Source organism: Geodermatophilus amargosae, from assembly GCF_041028265.1.
Taxonomy (GTDB): Bacteria; Actinomycetota; Actinomycetes; order Mycobacteriales; family Geodermatophilaceae; genus Geodermatophilus; species Geodermatophilus amargosae_A.
In genome coordinates this window covers 13020-26484 of record NZ_JABGCW010000005.1, presented here as the reverse complement: position 1 = coordinate 26484, position 13465 = coordinate 13020, and the positions used below count along the sequence as shown (strand labels likewise).

At 75.1% G+C, this 13465-nt stretch carries 17 protein-coding genes; 4 read left to right on the top strand and 13 right to left on the bottom strand.

Features of this window, described 5'->3' with window-relative positions:
- Positions 1–9: 9 nt before the first annotated feature.
- A complete protein-coding gene (locus HLV61_RS07805; RefSeq protein WP_369254006.1) occupies positions 10–267 on the bottom strand; it encodes a DUF2795 domain-containing protein in 258 nt (85 codons plus the stop codon).
- 14 nt (positions 268–281) lie between these two features.
- Complete coding sequence (locus HLV61_RS07800) at positions 282–1415, bottom strand: baeRF2 domain-containing protein (RefSeq protein ID WP_369254004.1); 1134 nt, start codon at positions 1413–1415, stop codon at positions 282–284.
- Positions 1416–1554: 139 nt separating this feature from the next.
- Here HLV61_RS07800 and HLV61_RS07795 point away from each other — a divergent pair, with 139 nt between their 5' ends.
- The gene (locus HLV61_RS07795; protein ID WP_369254002.1) at positions 1555–1890 is read left to right on the top strand and encodes a hypothetical protein; all 336 of its coding nucleotides are present in this window, start codon (positions 1555–1557) and stop codon (positions 1888–1890) included.
- Positions 1891–1974: 84 nt separating this feature from the next.
- Here the strand turns inward: HLV61_RS07795 and HLV61_RS07790 are convergent, their stop codons facing one another.
- From HLV61_RS07790 to HLV61_RS07750, 9 genes are all read right to left on the bottom strand, one after another.
- Positions 1975–2859: a type II secretion system F family protein gene (locus HLV61_RS07790; RefSeq protein WP_369254000.1), complete on the bottom strand. Its 885-nt coding sequence runs from the start codon at positions 2857–2859 to the stop codon at positions 1975–1977.
- Entirely contained in the window at positions 2859–3797 is a 939-nt protein-coding gene (locus tag HLV61_RS07785; protein ID WP_369253998.1) for a type II secretion system F family protein, read from the bottom strand. Before HLV61_RS07785 ends, HLV61_RS07790 begins: the two co-directional genes overlap by 1 nt.
- Positions 3797–5302 carry a CpaF family protein gene (locus HLV61_RS07780; protein ID WP_369253996.1) on the bottom strand — a complete coding sequence of 502 codons (1506 nt, stop codon included), beginning with the start codon at positions 5300–5302 and terminating at the stop codon, positions 3797–3799. Before HLV61_RS07780 ends, HLV61_RS07785 begins: the two co-directional genes overlap by 1 nt.
- Positions 5299–6486 carry an AAA family ATPase gene (locus tag HLV61_RS07775; RefSeq protein WP_369253994.1) on the bottom strand — a complete coding sequence of 396 codons (1188 nt, stop codon included), beginning with the start codon at positions 6484–6486 and terminating at the stop codon, positions 5299–5301. The genes HLV61_RS07780 and HLV61_RS07775 overlap by 4 nt, the downstream gene beginning before the upstream one ends.
- On the bottom strand, positions 6483–7175 hold the full coding sequence (locus HLV61_RS07770; RefSeq protein WP_369253992.1) for an RcpC/CpaB family pilus assembly protein: 693 nt from the start codon (positions 7173–7175) through the stop codon (positions 6483–6485). The genes HLV61_RS07775 and HLV61_RS07770 overlap by 4 nt, the downstream gene beginning before the upstream one ends.
- Before the next feature lie 5 nt (positions 7176–7180).
- Positions 7181–8206 carry a pilus assembly protein TadG-related protein gene (locus tag HLV61_RS07765; RefSeq protein ID WP_369253990.1) on the bottom strand — a complete coding sequence of 342 codons (1026 nt, stop codon included), beginning with the start codon at positions 8204–8206 and terminating at the stop codon, positions 7181–7183.
- Positions 8194–8628: a TadE/TadG family type IV pilus assembly protein gene (locus tag HLV61_RS07760; RefSeq protein WP_369253988.1), complete on the bottom strand. Its 435-nt coding sequence runs from the start codon at positions 8626–8628 to the stop codon at positions 8194–8196. Before HLV61_RS07760 ends, HLV61_RS07765 begins: the two co-directional genes overlap by 13 nt.
- 125 nt (positions 8629–8753) lie before the next feature.
- On the bottom strand, positions 8754–8966 hold the full coding sequence (locus HLV61_RS07755) for a Flp family type IVb pilin (protein WP_369253986.1): 213 nt from the start codon (positions 8964–8966) through the stop codon (positions 8754–8756).
- Positions 8967–9289: 323 nt separating this feature from the next.
- Entirely contained in the window at positions 9290–9970 is a 681-nt protein-coding gene (locus HLV61_RS07750) for a prepilin peptidase (protein WP_369253984.1), read from the bottom strand.
- A gap of 232 nt (positions 9971–10202) precedes the next feature.
- Between HLV61_RS07750 and HLV61_RS07745 the strand changes: the two genes are divergently transcribed.
- The 3 genes from HLV61_RS07745 (at position 10203) to HLV61_RS07735 (ending at position 12074) form a co-directional block, all read left to right on the top strand.
- On the top strand, positions 10203–11051 hold the full coding sequence (locus tag HLV61_RS07745) for an alpha/beta fold hydrolase (RefSeq protein WP_369253982.1): 849 nt from the start codon (positions 10203–10205) through the stop codon (positions 11049–11051).
- A gap of 23 nt (positions 11052–11074) precedes the next feature.
- On the top strand, positions 11075–11401 hold the full coding sequence (locus HLV61_RS07740; protein WP_369253980.1) for a hypothetical protein: 327 nt from the start codon (positions 11075–11077) through the stop codon (positions 11399–11401).
- Between the two features lie 136 nt (positions 11402–11537).
- The gene (locus HLV61_RS07735; RefSeq protein ID WP_369253978.1) at positions 11538–12074 is read left to right on the top strand and encodes an HNH endonuclease signature motif containing protein; all 537 of its coding nucleotides are present in this window, start codon (positions 11538–11540) and stop codon (positions 12072–12074) included.
- A 116-nt stretch (positions 12075–12190) separates the two neighbouring features.
- Here the strand turns inward: HLV61_RS07735 and HLV61_RS07730 are convergent, their stop codons facing one another.
- Together HLV61_RS07730 and HLV61_RS07725 are read right to left on the bottom strand one after the other, a co-directional pair.
- On the bottom strand, positions 12191–12838 hold the full coding sequence (locus HLV61_RS07730) for an SIMPL domain-containing protein (protein WP_369253976.1): 648 nt from the start codon (positions 12836–12838) through the stop codon (positions 12191–12193).
- Between the two features lie 8 nt (positions 12839–12846).
- Positions 12847–13350: a hypothetical protein gene (locus HLV61_RS07725; RefSeq protein ID WP_369253974.1), complete on the bottom strand. Its 504-nt coding sequence runs from the start codon at positions 13348–13350 to the stop codon at positions 12847–12849.
- Positions 13351–13465: the final 115 nt, after the last annotated feature.

Genomic DNA, 13465 nt, shown 5'->3' with positions numbered 1-13465 from the left:
GGGTCCTCCTCAGAACCGGTGCTGCTCGGTGCCGATGCCCAGCTCCCGGGCCACGTCCTGCACGTTCTCGAACTGCCGGCCGGACGGCAGCCGGCGCAGGTCGGCCAGCACGCGGTCGGTCGCGTTCGACTCCTGGGCGCGGGCGACCAGGGTGTCGCGGTCGGCCGGCCAGACCTCCTTGCCGAGCGCCTCGGCGATCGCCGCGCGGCGGTCGACGTCGGCCGGGCTGGTGCCCGCGGGGGTGCCCTCCTGGTGGGGGTCGGTCATGGCTGCTGCCTCCGTCACTGGGGGGTGGGCGTGGACTCGTCGGTGTAGCGGAGGATCGCCGCCACGGGGATGTCACCCGGCATCGCCGCGCGCGGCACGACGACGAGGCCGGCGGTGCTGGCCACGGCGGCGGCGAGCAGCGCGCTGTCGGCCGGCACCGAGTGCACCTCCTGGACGCCGAGGGCGTCCATGTCGGCCTGGTCGACGCCGAGCTCGAGCGGCGAGGCGCCCACCAGCAGCTGCTCGTCGTCGGGCGGGTCGGCGAGGACCAGCGTCTCCACCTGGGCCTTGCGCAGGGCCTCCACCACGTTCGCGGTGCCGGTCACGGCCAGGCCGTGGGCGCCGGCGGAGCTGATCTTCTCGACCGTCTCGGCCTCGTCGCGGGCCTCGTGCTCGGCGACCAGCTCGGCGGCCTTGCGCTCCACGGGCTCGCGGTCGGCGCCGGCGGCGCGGCCGCCCTCGTCGATGGACACGATCAGGTCCGACCACAGCCCGCTGGCGCGGTCGGAGAGGATCTGCCGCGCGCGCATGTCACCGGCCAGCAGCACGAAACGGGGGTGCACCCGCCGCACGACCGAGGCGATGTGCTCGGCGACGTCGTCGGCGTTGTGCACCCACTTGTTCTCGGCGTTGTGCTGGTACCGGTGGTGCGCCCAGCCGCCGCCCTGGATCTTGCGGATCTGGAAGCTGTCGCCCTCCACCGTCTCCTCCTCGTCGGCATGGCCGGGGAGGTGGGCGAGGGTGAGGTCGGCACCGACGCGGTCGGTGAGGACGACGACGTGCGGCACGCGGCCGGGCAGTGCACGCAGCACCGGCAGCAGGTGCGGCTGCGGCGCCCACTCGGCGAGCTCCTGGCGCGGCACGTCGGCGAGGGCCTGGTCGAAGACGACGGTGCCGTCGGCGGCGACGACGACCGCGCGGCCACGGACGGTGCCGGCCTCACCGCCGTCGTTGCCCTCGAGCAGCCGGCCGCGCAGCGCCTCGACGACGACCTCGGGCGCACCCTGCTCGCCGAGCTTCTCGGCGATCGCACGGACGCGGAGGTCGAGCTCGGTGTCGGCGTTCTCGGTGGTGTGCGTGACGTCGGCCGTCACGGTGGCGAAGGGGCCGGCGGCCTCGAAGACCGGTGCCAGGAACGACACGTCCATGGGGTGGGGACCACTTCCTCGGTGCGGATCGGTGTGCGGGACGGCGTCCACGGCGGGGACGCGCACTGGTCCGCCGCCTACCCACCGACCCGGGTGCCACACACCGTGTGGATCCGGGTCGGACGGGTAGGCGGTGGCCATGACCGAGCACGACCAGCTGCCGTTGCCCGACTACGACCACCTGCCGGTGGATGGACTGATCTCGCGCATCCGCACGCTGGACGCCACCGGCCTGCAGACACTGCTGGACTACGAGAAGGCCCACGCGAACCGCCTCAAGGTCGTCATCGCCATGGGCAACCGGCTCAAGTCGCTGGAGGAGGGCGCCCAGCCCTCCGGCGGCGACCCGGCCGCCGCGGCCGCCGACGACCCGGTGGCCGCGTCCGCGGGCTCCAAGGTGTCCGAGGCGACCACCGGCCCGAAGATCAACCCGCCGTCGCAGGGCGACCCCACCAACCCCGGTCAGCCGCGCTGACCCCTCCCGCACACGACGACGGCCGCGCACCCGGTGGGTGCGCGGCCGTCGCGTGTCCAGGCCAGGAGCGCCGGTCTGGAGTGCTCAGAAGACCTGGGTGAGCCCGATCATCGACGGGCCGACCACGACGATCATCAGCGCCGGGAGGATGCAGGCCATGAGCGGGAAGGTGACCTTCACGGGCACCTTCATCGCCTGCTCCTCGGCGCGCTGCCGTCGCTTGAGCCGCATCTCGTCGGCCTGCACGCGCAGCACGTCGACCACCGCGATGCCGTAGGCGTCGGCCTGGTTGATGGCGCCGACGAAGCGGCGCAGGTCCTCCACCTCGGTGCGCCGGACCAGCGCCTCGTAGGCCTCCCGGCGGGGACGGCCGACCGTGACGTCCTGCAGGGTGCGCACCAGCTCGCCGGCCAGCGGTCCGGTGCCCGTGGCGGCGGCACGGGCCAGCGCACCCTCGAAGCCGAGGCCGGCCTCGACCGCGATGGTCATCTGGTCGAGGACGTCGGGCAGCTCCTGGGCGATGGCCCGCTGCCGCTCCTGCCCGCGGCTGTGCAGCACGATCTCCGGCACGTGGTAGGCGGCGCCGACGAGCACGACGGACAGCAGGACGGTGAACGGGCCGGGCGAGGAGGTGCCGAGCAGCAGGCCGACGACGGCGGCCAGGACGCCCAGGCCGAGCTTCGCCCACAGCAGGCGGGTCATCGTCCAGCCCTCGGGGCGGCCCGCGAGGTCGAGCAGGCCGCGGACGCGGCGGGCGGAGCCGTCGGGGGTGAGCGCCCGCAGGAGCGCGCCCCAGCCGGTGCGCCGCGACTCCAGCGTGCCGACCTCGAAGGAGCTGGCGAACAGGCCGCGGGTCAGGTTACGGCGGGCGATGGCGAGCACCCGGCCCGGGCGGGACAGCACGACGTGCACCGACAGGGCCAGCGGCAGCACGACCGCCATGACGGCGGCGAGCACGACTCCGGGCATCAGAACCTCACCTTCACCACGGCGCGCAGCCAGAAGCCGCCGACGACCATCAATCCCGCCGCGATCGCGAGCAGGACCAGACCCGTGCCGGTGCCGGTCAGCTGGTCGAAGTAGTCCGGGGAGACCAGGGACAGCAGCCCGGCCACCGCCACCGGAAGTGTCATGAGGACGATGCCCGACAGCCGGCCCTCGGCCGACAGCGACCGCGCGTGCCGGCGCAGCGCGTTGCGCTCCCGGATGGTGGTGCTGACCCGGTCGAGCACCTCGGCCAGGTTGCCGCCGATCTCCCGGTGGATGGCGATCGCCTGCACGACCCAGCTGAAGTCCCTGCTGTCGGTCCGCTCGGCGACCTCCTCCAGCGCCCGGTTGACGTCGCGGCCCACCCGGGTCTCGTTGACCACCCGGGAGAACTCGACCGACGTCGGCGCCGGGGTGTCCCGGGAGACGGCGTCGAGGGCGCGCAGCACGCTGTGCCCGGCCCGCAGGCTGCTGGCCATGAGGTGCAGGGCGTCGTCGAGCTGGTCGGCGAAGGCGGCCTGGCGCTTGTCCCGCTTGTTGACGACGACGGCGACGGCGCTGGCGGGTACGAGGGCGCCGAACAGGACCGCCAGCAGCACGCCGCCGAGCAGCCCTCCGAGGACGAGCGCGCCGACGGTGGAGCCGGCGACGATCACCACGACGTCGGCCGGGCTGCTGGCGATGCCCGCACGCTCCAGCGCCGTCTCGAACTGGTCGAGCCGGCCGGTGCGGCGCAGCAGCCGGTTGGCCAGCGCCGTCGTGTCGTCCGCCGCCCCGGTCAGCCGGCCGGCGGCCGGACGGGCACCCGGGGCGAGCCGCTCCAGGCCGACGCGGGGCCGGCCGGGCAGCGCGAGGGCGAGGACCACCCCGGCGAGACCGAACGCGACCAGCGCGACGGCGGCCCAGAGGACGGGGTGCATCAGCCGCGCCCCCCGAACGAGGACCGCTGCGGTGCGACGCCGAAGACGCGCGGCGAGAGGTGGATGCCGAGCTCGGTGAACCGCTCGGTGAAGCGCGGGCGCACCCCGGTGGGCACGGCCTTGCCGAGGAACCGGCCGTTGAGGTCGGTCCCGGCCGAGTAGTCGAAGAGGAAGGCGTCCTGGAGCGTCACCGTGTCGCCCTCGAGGCCCTGGACCTCGGTGACGTGGGTGACGCGGCGGGTGCCGTCGCGCAGCCGGCTGATCTGCACGATGACGTCGACGGCCGAGGCGACCTGCTCCCGGACGGCGCGCAGCGGCAGGTCCATGCCGGCCATGAGGACCAGCGTCTCCAGCCGGGCGATGGCGTCGCGCGGGGTGTTGGCGTGCACCGTCGACAGCGAGCCGTCGTGACCGGTGTTCATCGCCTGGAGCATGTCCAGGCTCTCGCCACCGCGGACCTCGCCGACGACGATGCGGTCGGGCCGCATCCGCAGCGAGTTGCGGACCAGGTCGCGGATGGTGACCGCGCCCTTGCCCTCGATGTTCGGCGGGCGCGACTCCAGCCGGACCACGTGGTCCTGCTGCAGCTGCAGCTCGACGGCGTCCTCGATGGTGATGATCCGCTCGTTCTCCGGGATGAAGGACGAGAGGACGTTGAGCAGCGTCGTCTTGCCGGTGCCGGTACCGCCGGAGACGACGATGTTCAGGCGCGCCTCGACGCAGGCCCGCAGCAGCTCGGCCATCTCCGGCGACAGCGTCCCGAAGGAGATGAGGTCGGCGACCTGGAACGGGTCGCGGCTGAACTTGCGGATGGTGAGCGTGGAGCCGCTGAAGGCCAGCGGCGGGATGACGGCGTTGACCCGCGAGCCGTCCAGCAGCCGCGCGTCGACCAGCGGCGAGGACTCGTCGATGCGCCGGCCGACCCGGGACACGATCCGCTCGATCACCTGGCGCAGGTGCTGCTCGTCGGCGAAGGACGCCGGCGTGCGGCTGATCCGGCCGTTGCGCTCGACGTACACGGCGTCGGGCCCGTTGACCATGATCTCGCTGACCGCGGGGTCGTCGAGGTACTGCTGCAGCGGCCCGTGGCCGAGCACCTCGTCGGTGATCTCGTGGATGAGCCGGCGGCGGTCCTCCGGCGACAGCGGCGTCTGCTCGTTGGCCACCACCCGCTGCAGCTCGGCACGCACCATGGCGTGCAGCTGCTCCTCGGGCATGTTCGGGTCGCTGAGCTTGGCCCCGAGCCGCTCGAACAGTGCCCGGCGCGCCCGGTCCTTCAGCCGGCCCAGCGCGTCACCGGCCGGGACCGCCGGCGCGACACCGCCCTCGGCGGCCGGCCGGGGCCCGGGCAGCACCCCGGCCTCGGGAGCCGAGTGGGCCGCCGCGGCGCGGGTCGCGAGCGACCCGGCCTCGTGCGTCTCCGGCGCGCTGCGCGCGACCCGGATCGGGTCGGCGCCGAGGGCGGCCTCGCCGCGCGCGAGGGCGACCCGGTCGTTGAGGTTCACCGGGACCCGGCCCGGAGGCGGCCGAAGAGGCCGGAGCGGCGCGGGCCGGCGTCGGGCAGGAGCCGGCCGAGCAGGGTCTGCAGCCCGCGGGCGACGGCGTCGCGGCTGCCGGTCTGCAGCAGCGGGGAGCCGGTGTTGGTCGACAGCGTGACGGCGTTGGTGCGCGGCAGCACGACGTCCAGCGGCGTGCCCACGGTGGTCTCGACGTCGCTCATCGACAGGGCACCGGCCGAGTCGGCCATGTTCAGCACCAGGTGCCGCCCGGCCGGGACCAGGTTGAGCTCCTGCAGGACGTCGAGCTCCTTGCGCAGCCCGCGCACGCCCGGCACGTCCAGGCTGCTCATCAGCACCAGGTCGGTCGCCTTCTCCAGCGCCATGAGCGTGTGGTCGGGCAGGCCCGGGGCAGTGTCGATGACGACGTAGCGGAACTCGGAGCTCAGCGTCTCGATCAGCCGGCCCACCTGCTCGGCGGTGACGGCGTCGCCCGCGGCCGGCGACTCGCTGCCGGCGACGACGTAGAGGCCGGTCGGGTGCCGCGTGAGGAACGTCTTGAGCACCAGCGGGTCGTTGCTGGCCGCCCCGTGCACGGTGTCGGGCAGCGAGTACTCCGGCGCCAGTGCCAGCGCGCTGGCGACGTCGCCGAACTGCACGTCGAGGTCGACGATGACCACGGAGCCGACGCCCGCCTGGGCCAGGCCCACGGCGAGGTTGGTCGAGACGGTGGTCTTGCCGACCCCGCCCTTGGGCGAGGTGACGACGACGACCCGGTGCTCCGGCCGGTGGGCCGAGCCGGCCTGGGTGGCCTCCCACCGGGCGCGGGCCAGGTCGGCTGCCCGGCCGAGGACGGCGGCCACGTCGGAGGCACCGGCGTCGGGACCGAGGACGTCGCGGACGCCGGCACGCATGGCCGACATCCACAGGTCGGGGTCGGGCGGGGCGACGACGACGACGCTGGTGGCCGGCGCGGTGACGTCGACGTGGCCGGCGAGGGTGAAGGCCCGCTCGAGCGGCACGGCCGGGCCGAGGACGACGACGTGCGGCGTGCCGGCTTCGGCGATCCGCGCCGGCAGCCCGCCGTCGGCGTCGAGCGCCTCGACACCGAGGCTGAGGATGTCGCCGCCACTGGCAGCGGCGAACTGCTGGACGAGGTCGGCGCCGACGCCGACGGTGAGGACCTGGGTCACTTGTCGTCTCCGGTGGTGGTGAGGGTGGTGTCGCCGGACGAGGCGGCGTCCTCGAGCGAGAGGTAGAGGGCCTGGGCGGTCGAGCCGATGACCACGGCCTCTGCATCGGCACGCGAGACGGCCAGCGTGACCAGGTGGCCGCCGTTGGCGGCGGTCTCGTCGACGCTGGTGATGCGGGTGACGAGCACGTCGTGGAGGACCCGGAAGACGGTGTAGGCAGCCAGCCCGTCCACCTCCGGGAGCTGGCTGGTCAGCTGCACGCCGACCTTGTCCCCGGCCGCGAGGACGCCGCCGGCCGCACGCTGGGCGTCGAGGGCCACGGTGACCTCGACCATGCCGGGGGGCACGGTGCCGGGCTCGGTGAGCGAGGCGGGGTCGACGAAGCGCTCGGCGCGGACCTGCTCCCCGGGGAGCAGCGGTGCGGTGGTGACCTTCCCGCTCACGACGCCGAGGTCGGCCATGCTGCCGGGAGCGGCCAGGCGGCTGGGCACCTGGACCTCGCTCACCACGCCTGCCACGGCGGCGGCATCGGTGCCGGCCGGCACCTGGGCGTCGACGACGAGGACGGTCACGAGCTCCTCGCCGGCCTGGGCGCGGGCATCCGCGCTGCGTACGTAGTCGACGAGCACGACCGCGCCGAGGACGGCGAGTACGAGGGCCGCGAGTGCGGCGATGAGGCGACGTCGCATGGGAGTCATCCCTGGGGATCGAGGAACACGGAGTAGGCGCCGCGGTACGCGGGGTCGAACGTGGTGAGGTCCGTCGCGCTGCGCGACACCGAGGCGGGCGTCCCGACCTCCGAGGGCAGGGCGGCACGGGAGAACCGGCCGACGAGGGCCGGGTCGTCGGACCGGTTGATGTAGTCGTAGCCCTCGAGGTAGAAGGCGGCGTAGGCGAAGACCCGCAGCGACTGAGCGCCGACCGGCCCGGTCACCTGGTCCCAGATCGGCACGAGCACGGTGGTGCCGATGAGACTGCCCAGGTAGGCGTTGGTGCAGCTGACGGGCAGCCGGTAGGACGTCGTGTACATGCCGGTGTACTGGGTCACCGTGCTGCCGATCCGGGACGTCGTGCCGCAGGAGGCGTTGCCGTTGTCACCGTTGGTCACCGCGTAGCCGACCGGGACCTGCGTCGTCCCGTCCGGCCCGGTGCAGGTGTCGGTACTGCCCAGATCGGTGGTCGCGTTGACGCGGATGGTGGCGTTGCCGTTCCTGTCGCGGGCCATCTGGCCGACGTACTCGCACCAGCTGATGACGAGCGGGAACTTGGCCAGCCCCTGGGAGGTGGGCGCCCAGGACGCGCGGCTGGTCGCGGTCACCCGGCTGGAGCTGGAGCCGAGGAGCGGGGCGAACCAGTGCGCCTGGTCGGCCGACGCGGTGACGGTCACCTGCCGGCCGGAGACGCTCACGGTCGGGGCGCTCGTCGTCGCACGGGCGGCGCGGGCGCGGACGGTGTTGGAGGTCACCAGGCCCGTTGCCGTGCTGGCGGTGTTGCCGCAGGCGCCCCGGGCGCAGTCGGAGGCGATGGCGATGGCCGCCGCGTCGGTGCCGTTGCGCAGTTGCGTGCGGTCGGAGTAGAGCGAGGCGACGTCGACGGCGATCGCACCGCAGCCGAGCAGCGGGACGATGAGCAGGGCGACGGCGATGGCCGAGGCGCCGCGCTCCCCGGCGAGGCGACGGGGCAGCAGCCGCCGCACCAGCGCGCGGGTCAGCCGCCGCATCGCATGCTCGCGGTGCCGACGACGTCGACGTAGGTGCGGCCGAGGAGACCGGAGGCGAAGAGCTGACGGTAGGTGATCTTGAGCGTCACGGTGTCGGTCGGCTGGGCGTTCGAGCAGGAGGAGAGGCCGCCGCGCGAGTACGACCAGACGAAGCCGGAGTTCGGGAGGCTGAGCGGGCTGCCGGCGGTCTGTGCGGCGCTGCGCGCCTGGCTGGCGTTGTTGGTGAGCGCCATGACGCGGACGCCCTCGCGGGCAGCGGCCGAGACGGTGCCCTGGGCCTGGTAGACGCGGCTGTACTCGACGATGCCCATGAGCAGGAGCAGCAGCATCGGGACCACGAGCGCGAACTCGACGGCGGCAGCGCCGCGCTGACCGAGCAGCCGGGTGCGCAGCGTGCGCGGCCGGCTGGATCGAGCACCCATGGTCTCGGCTCTCCTCTCGGGGCGGGTCTGTCGGGGCGGGGCTGGACGGGCCGGAGGCGGCGTGGTCTCGGTGGGACCACGCCGCCTCTCAGGACCCGACGACGGTGAAGAGAGACCGCCCGGGGTCAGGCGGGGACGGTGAGGCTGTTGAAGAGGCCCGACAGCTTCGGCTTGAGGACCAGGACGGCCGCACCGATGGCGGCGGCGACGGCCGCGACCAGCAGGGCGTACTCGACGGCGCTGGCGCCCTTCTCCTCCTTGACGGTCTCCATCCGGGTCACGACGCGGTCGGCGGCGATGAAGGTCAGGGTGTAGAGGCTCTGGAACAGGGTGGTCACGGTGCTCTCCTGGGTGTCGGCCGGCGACGGGTCCCGGGTCCGAGTGACGCGGTGTCGCGGCTTGCACACAGGAAGTCGGCCAGCCGACCGGGCGGGTGAAGAGCACGGCTGTGGTTCTCCCCCCAGGGGGGTGAGACGCCGCGCTCCCACGGCAGGATCCGGGGGACGTTCGTGCAGCTCAGGCCCCTGCCGAGCCGGAGACGACCGAGCGGCGGTCGGAGCTGTCGTGAGGGTGTCCGCCGGGGTCACGAGCGCCGTCGAGGACCACCGGGACGGGCGACGGGTGACACCCGACCGGGCGTCAGGGCGGTCCGACGGGGCCCTCACAGCAGCCCCTGCCAGGTGCCGGCGAGCACTGCGGCGACCAGCGCGCCGGCCACGAGCGCCGGCCCGAAGGGGAGCTCGGTCCGCCGTCCCGCCCGCCGGAGGGCGATCAGGGCGAGGCCGAGCACCGCTTGGAGGAGGAAGCCGAGGAAGAACCCGGCGAGGACCACCGGCCAGCCGAGCCAGCCGAGCAGCAGGCCGAGCAGGCCGGCCAGCTTGACGTCGCCCATGCCCATGCCGGCCGGCGAGACGAGCGCCATGAGCAGCAGGACGCCGAAGGCCGCCACGCCGGCGAGGGCGGCGCGCACCAGGTCGTCCCACCGGTCCCCCACGGCCGCGGCTCCGGTGAGCAGCAGCAGCGCGCCGACCGTCGCGGGCAGCAGCACCCGGTTGGGCAGCAGCCGCTCGCGCAGGTCGATGACGCTGAGCAGGACGCCGGCCGCCACGAACCACAGCCACGCCGGCAACTCGGCCGTGGGGCCGAAGCGCAGGGCGGCCAGGACGAACAGCGCCGCGGTCGCCACCTCGAGCAGTCCGCGCGGGACCGCTCCCCCGGGTCCGCCGAGGACGGCGCCGACCGTGGCCGGGCGCGGCCACGGGAAGCGCGCAGCGGCCCGGTCGACGAGGTGGCCGACCGCCGCGCCGCTCAGCGCCGCGGCGGCCAGCACGAGGCCGGTCACGCTGCGCTCCTGGGTCGGGGGACGGGCACGGCGAGGACGGTGACACAGCGACAGACCCGGTCCCGGCCGGTACCGGGACACCGTCCGCCGCGTCGTCCCGGACGTCACGGACGGCGCAGCCGTCCCAGGGCAGCGCGCCGCTCAAGCCGAAAGACGTACGGGATCCGGGCAGGTCAGGTGGCTGTTCCTGCAGGTGCGACGATCCCCTGGACGACCCGACCGGAGGAGACGCATGACCACGCCCGGCACCCCGTCCTCGACCCGGCTCCCCGACGGCCGCGACCTCGCGTGGACGGAGTGGGGGCCGTCGGACGGCCGGCCGGTTCTCTTCTGTCCCGGCGCGGGGATGAGCGGCGTCCTCGGCTTCGGGACCGACGTCCTGCCCGGGCTGGAACTGCGGCTGCTCGCCCTCGACCGTCCCGGCCTGGGCCGGTCCTCGGCGGACCCGGCGAAGACGTACGGATCGTGGGCCGCCGACGTCGGGCACCTGGTCGGCGCGCTCGGACTGCGCCGCGTCCTCGGCGTCGGCTTCTCGCAGGGCGCCCCGTTCGCCGTCGCGCTGGCCGGGGCCGGCCTGCTCGACGCCGTGGCGCTGGTCTCCGGGCAGGACGACCTGCGCGCCCAGCGCCACCTCCTGGTGCCCGAGGTGGCCGGGATGCTCGACGCCGCCGACGCCGACCCGGCCGGTTTCGAGCGGGAGATCGCCCGGGTCGCGAGCGCCGACTGGCTGTGGCAGGTCGTCCTCACCACCGCCGCACCCGTGGACCGGGCGCGGTACGAGGGCACCGACCTCGGCCCCGCCGTCCGCGCGGCCCTCGACGACGGGTTCGACCAGGGCGCCGCCGGTTACGCGCGCGACCTGGTCACCGCGCTGGGTCCCTGGCCGGTGCCGCCCGAGGAGCTGACCGTGCCGGTCCACCTCTGGTACGGCGCGCAGGACACCAGCACCGTCCACTCCCCCGACCTCGGCCGGACGCTGGCGGTCCGGATCCCGAGCGCCCGGCACACCGTGCTCGACGACGAGGGCGGCGCGTTGCTGTGGACCCGCGCGCGGGACGTGCTGAGCGCGCTCGCCGCCTGATCCACACCGCTACGGTCCGGTCCGTGCACGTGGTCCGGGGACTCCGGCAGGCCGCCGTGATGCTGGCCGTGGGCGCCGCCCTCGCCTGCGCCGCGGCGGGCGTGTGGGTGGCGGTGGCGGACGGCGGGTTCGGAGCGCGACTCGGGATCACGTTGATCGTGGTCGCCGGGCTCATCGGACTGCTCGGCGGGACGGTGGTGACCCGGGCCGAGACCTCCGACTCCCGCGCCTTCCTCGGGATGGGGCCGGAGCGGGAGCAGCCCGAGCCCAGCGACGCCCTCGGGCCGGTCGGCGTCTTCCTCTTCGTGGCCGTGCCCCTGGCCGTCGTCGGGCTGGTCCTCGCCGGCTGACCCGTCGTCCCCCTCCGGCAGGCTGGGCGCGTGCCCTTCGACGCGACGCTCGTCCGCCGGCCCGGCGCGGGCAGCTGGGTCTGCGCGCCGGTGCCCCCGGAGCACGCACCTGCTCGCCCAGCTCGACGCCCTCGGCGTGCGCATCCCCGACGGCGACTCGGTGACGCTGGCGCTCACCGACACCGACGGCACGCTGCGCGCCACCGGCATCCTCGACCAGCTCCGCCGGCTGGCCCGCCGCGGCTGCCCCGACCACCCCGCCGACCGGGACGGTGAGGACTGCGAGTGTGCGGTGCTCGACCGCCCCGAGCCGGTCGACCGCTACACACCGTCGCCCGCGCAGGACCGCTTCGTGCGCACCCGGGACCGCACCTGCCGGTTCCCCACCTGCGGCCGGCGCGTCGGCTGGGCCGACGCCGACCACGTCATCCCGCACGCCTGCGGCGGGGCGACGGACTGCGCGAACCCGTGCTGCCTGTGCCGCAGCCACCACCGCCTCAAGACCTTCGCCCGCGGCTGGCGCTTCCACCTGAGCCCCGACGGGGTCCTCACCGTGACCACACCCTCCGGGATCACCAGGACGACCCGCCCACCGGGCATGCGACCACCACCACCGGCACCCGACCCACCGCCAGACGACGTCGACCCAGGCGACGACCAGCCGCCCTCCTGACGCGGAGGGCCGGACCGGTCGACGGCGTGCGCGCGCGAGGAACGGATCGACGGCGGCCTGACCAGCGCTGACGCCGACCTCGACGCCGACGGCCTGATCATGGCACCAGCCCGCGGTCAGTCCCCGAGCGCGTAGGTGGCCTCGACGACGGCGTGCACGGTCACGTCCTGCGGATCGAGGTCGAGCGCCGGGCTCCCGCCGGCCGAGCCGCGGGCCATGACCGCCGGCGTCTCCGGGCCGCCGGCGACCGCCGAGGACAGCCCGGGGTCGGCGAGCTCGCGCAGCGCCCCGAGCGGCCGGCCGACGGCGTCGGCGAGGTCCTCCGCGGCCTCCCGGGCGGCGTCCACGGCGGCCCGGCGGACGGCGCGGCGCGCGGCGGCCGGGTCATCGAGCTCCCAGGAGACCCCGGCGATCCCGGCACCGGCCGCGGCCACCGCCTCGGCCACCTCCGGGACCGCACCGGCGTCGGCCTGCACGGTCCCGCCGACGGTCGCCTCCCAGCCGGCCCGCTCGTGGGTGCCGGCGGCCGGGTCCCACGCCCACCGCTCGTGCACCGACACCTGCGACAGCACGACGCGGCGGACCCCCGGGGCGCCGTCGAGCGCCGCGCGCAGGTCCGCGGCCACCGCCGAGGCCCGCGCCAGCGCGTCGGACCGGCCGTCGGGTGACGACTCGCGGACGTGCACCGCGAGCGTCGCGCGGTCGGGCGCGTAGTCGGCGGTGGCCTCCCCGCGCACGCGGACGACAGCCGGCGGCTGGGTCACCCGGGCCGTCAGCCCGCCGCGGGCGCGGGCCGGGCGGTCAGCTCCGCGACGACCGACTCGAAGCAGCCGTGCAGCAGGTCCAGGCGCTCGACGAGGCGGTCCACCCACGCCGCCGAGGTGCTCACCGGCACCGGCTCGAGCATCAGCGACCAGAACAGCCGGTCGACGTCGGCACCGTCCGCCCACCGCCGCTCCTCCACCGACAGCGGGACCCCGACGGCTGCCGCGAACCGGCCGGCGACCTCCCGCCGCAGGCGTCCCGCGTCCACCGCGGGGACGACGAGGCCGATCGCCCGGCCGAGCAGCGGCACCAGGCGCGGCCGGTCGGCGTCGGACAGGACGTCGTTCGCGTGCCGCAGCACCGCGGCCAGTTCGGCGTCGACACAGGCCGGGGCGTCGCTGAACGCCTCACCGGCCAGCAGCGCCGTGTACTCGAGGAAGCACGCCCCGCGCACGGGCGTGCGGTGCCGGCCCCGGCTCAGGACCGGCAGGAAGTCCGGGCTCCGCGTCATGCTCACCGCCCCCTCCGGGCTGCCGTCCGCCCTCGGCCCGACGAGCGTAGGTCCGTCCCGCGCTCGGTGCAGGCCTGCGGCTCCGGCGAGACCGCGTTGCGACCACCGACCCGCG

What these genes read in the sequence shown, in the direction of transcription:
- HLV61_RS07805 (WP_369254006.1), bottom strand. Translation starts at nt 267, where the DNA reads ATGACCGACCCCCACCAGGAGGGCACCCCCGCGGGCACCAGCCCGGCC.
- HLV61_RS07800 (WP_369254004.1), bottom strand. Translation starts at nt 1,415, where the DNA reads ATGGACGTGTCGTTCCTGGCACCGGTCTTCGAGGCCGCCGGCCCCTTC.
- HLV61_RS07795 (WP_369254002.1), top strand. Translation starts at nt 1,555, where the DNA reads ATGACCGAGCACGACCAGCTGCCGTTGCCCGACTACGACCACCTGCCG.
- HLV61_RS07790 (WP_369254000.1), bottom strand. Translation starts at nt 2,859, where the DNA reads ATGCCCGGAGTCGTGCTCGCCGCCGTCATGGCGGTCGTGCTGCCGCTG.
- HLV61_RS07785 (WP_369253998.1), bottom strand. Translation starts at nt 3,797, where the DNA reads ATGCACCCCGTCCTCTGGGCCGCCGTCGCGCTGGTCGCGTTCGGTCTC.
- HLV61_RS07770 (WP_369253992.1), bottom strand. Translation starts at nt 7,175, where the DNA reads ATGCGACGTCGCCTCATCGCCGCACTCGCGGCCCTCGTACTCGCCGTC.
- HLV61_RS07765 (WP_369253990.1), bottom strand. Translation starts at nt 8,206, where the DNA reads ATGCGGCGGCTGACCCGCGCGCTGGTGCGGCGGCTGCTGCCCCGTCGC.
- HLV61_RS07760 (WP_369253988.1), bottom strand. Translation starts at nt 8,628, where the DNA reads ATGGGTGCTCGATCCAGCCGGCCGCGCACGCTGCGCACCCGGCTGCTC.
- HLV61_RS07745 (WP_369253982.1), top strand. Translation starts at nt 10,203, where the DNA reads ATGACCACGCCCGGCACCCCGTCCTCGACCCGGCTCCCCGACGGCCGC.
- HLV61_RS07725 (WP_369253974.1), bottom strand. Translation starts at nt 13,350, where the DNA reads ATGACGCGGAGCCCGGACTTCCTGCCGGTCCTGAGCCGGGGCCGGCAC.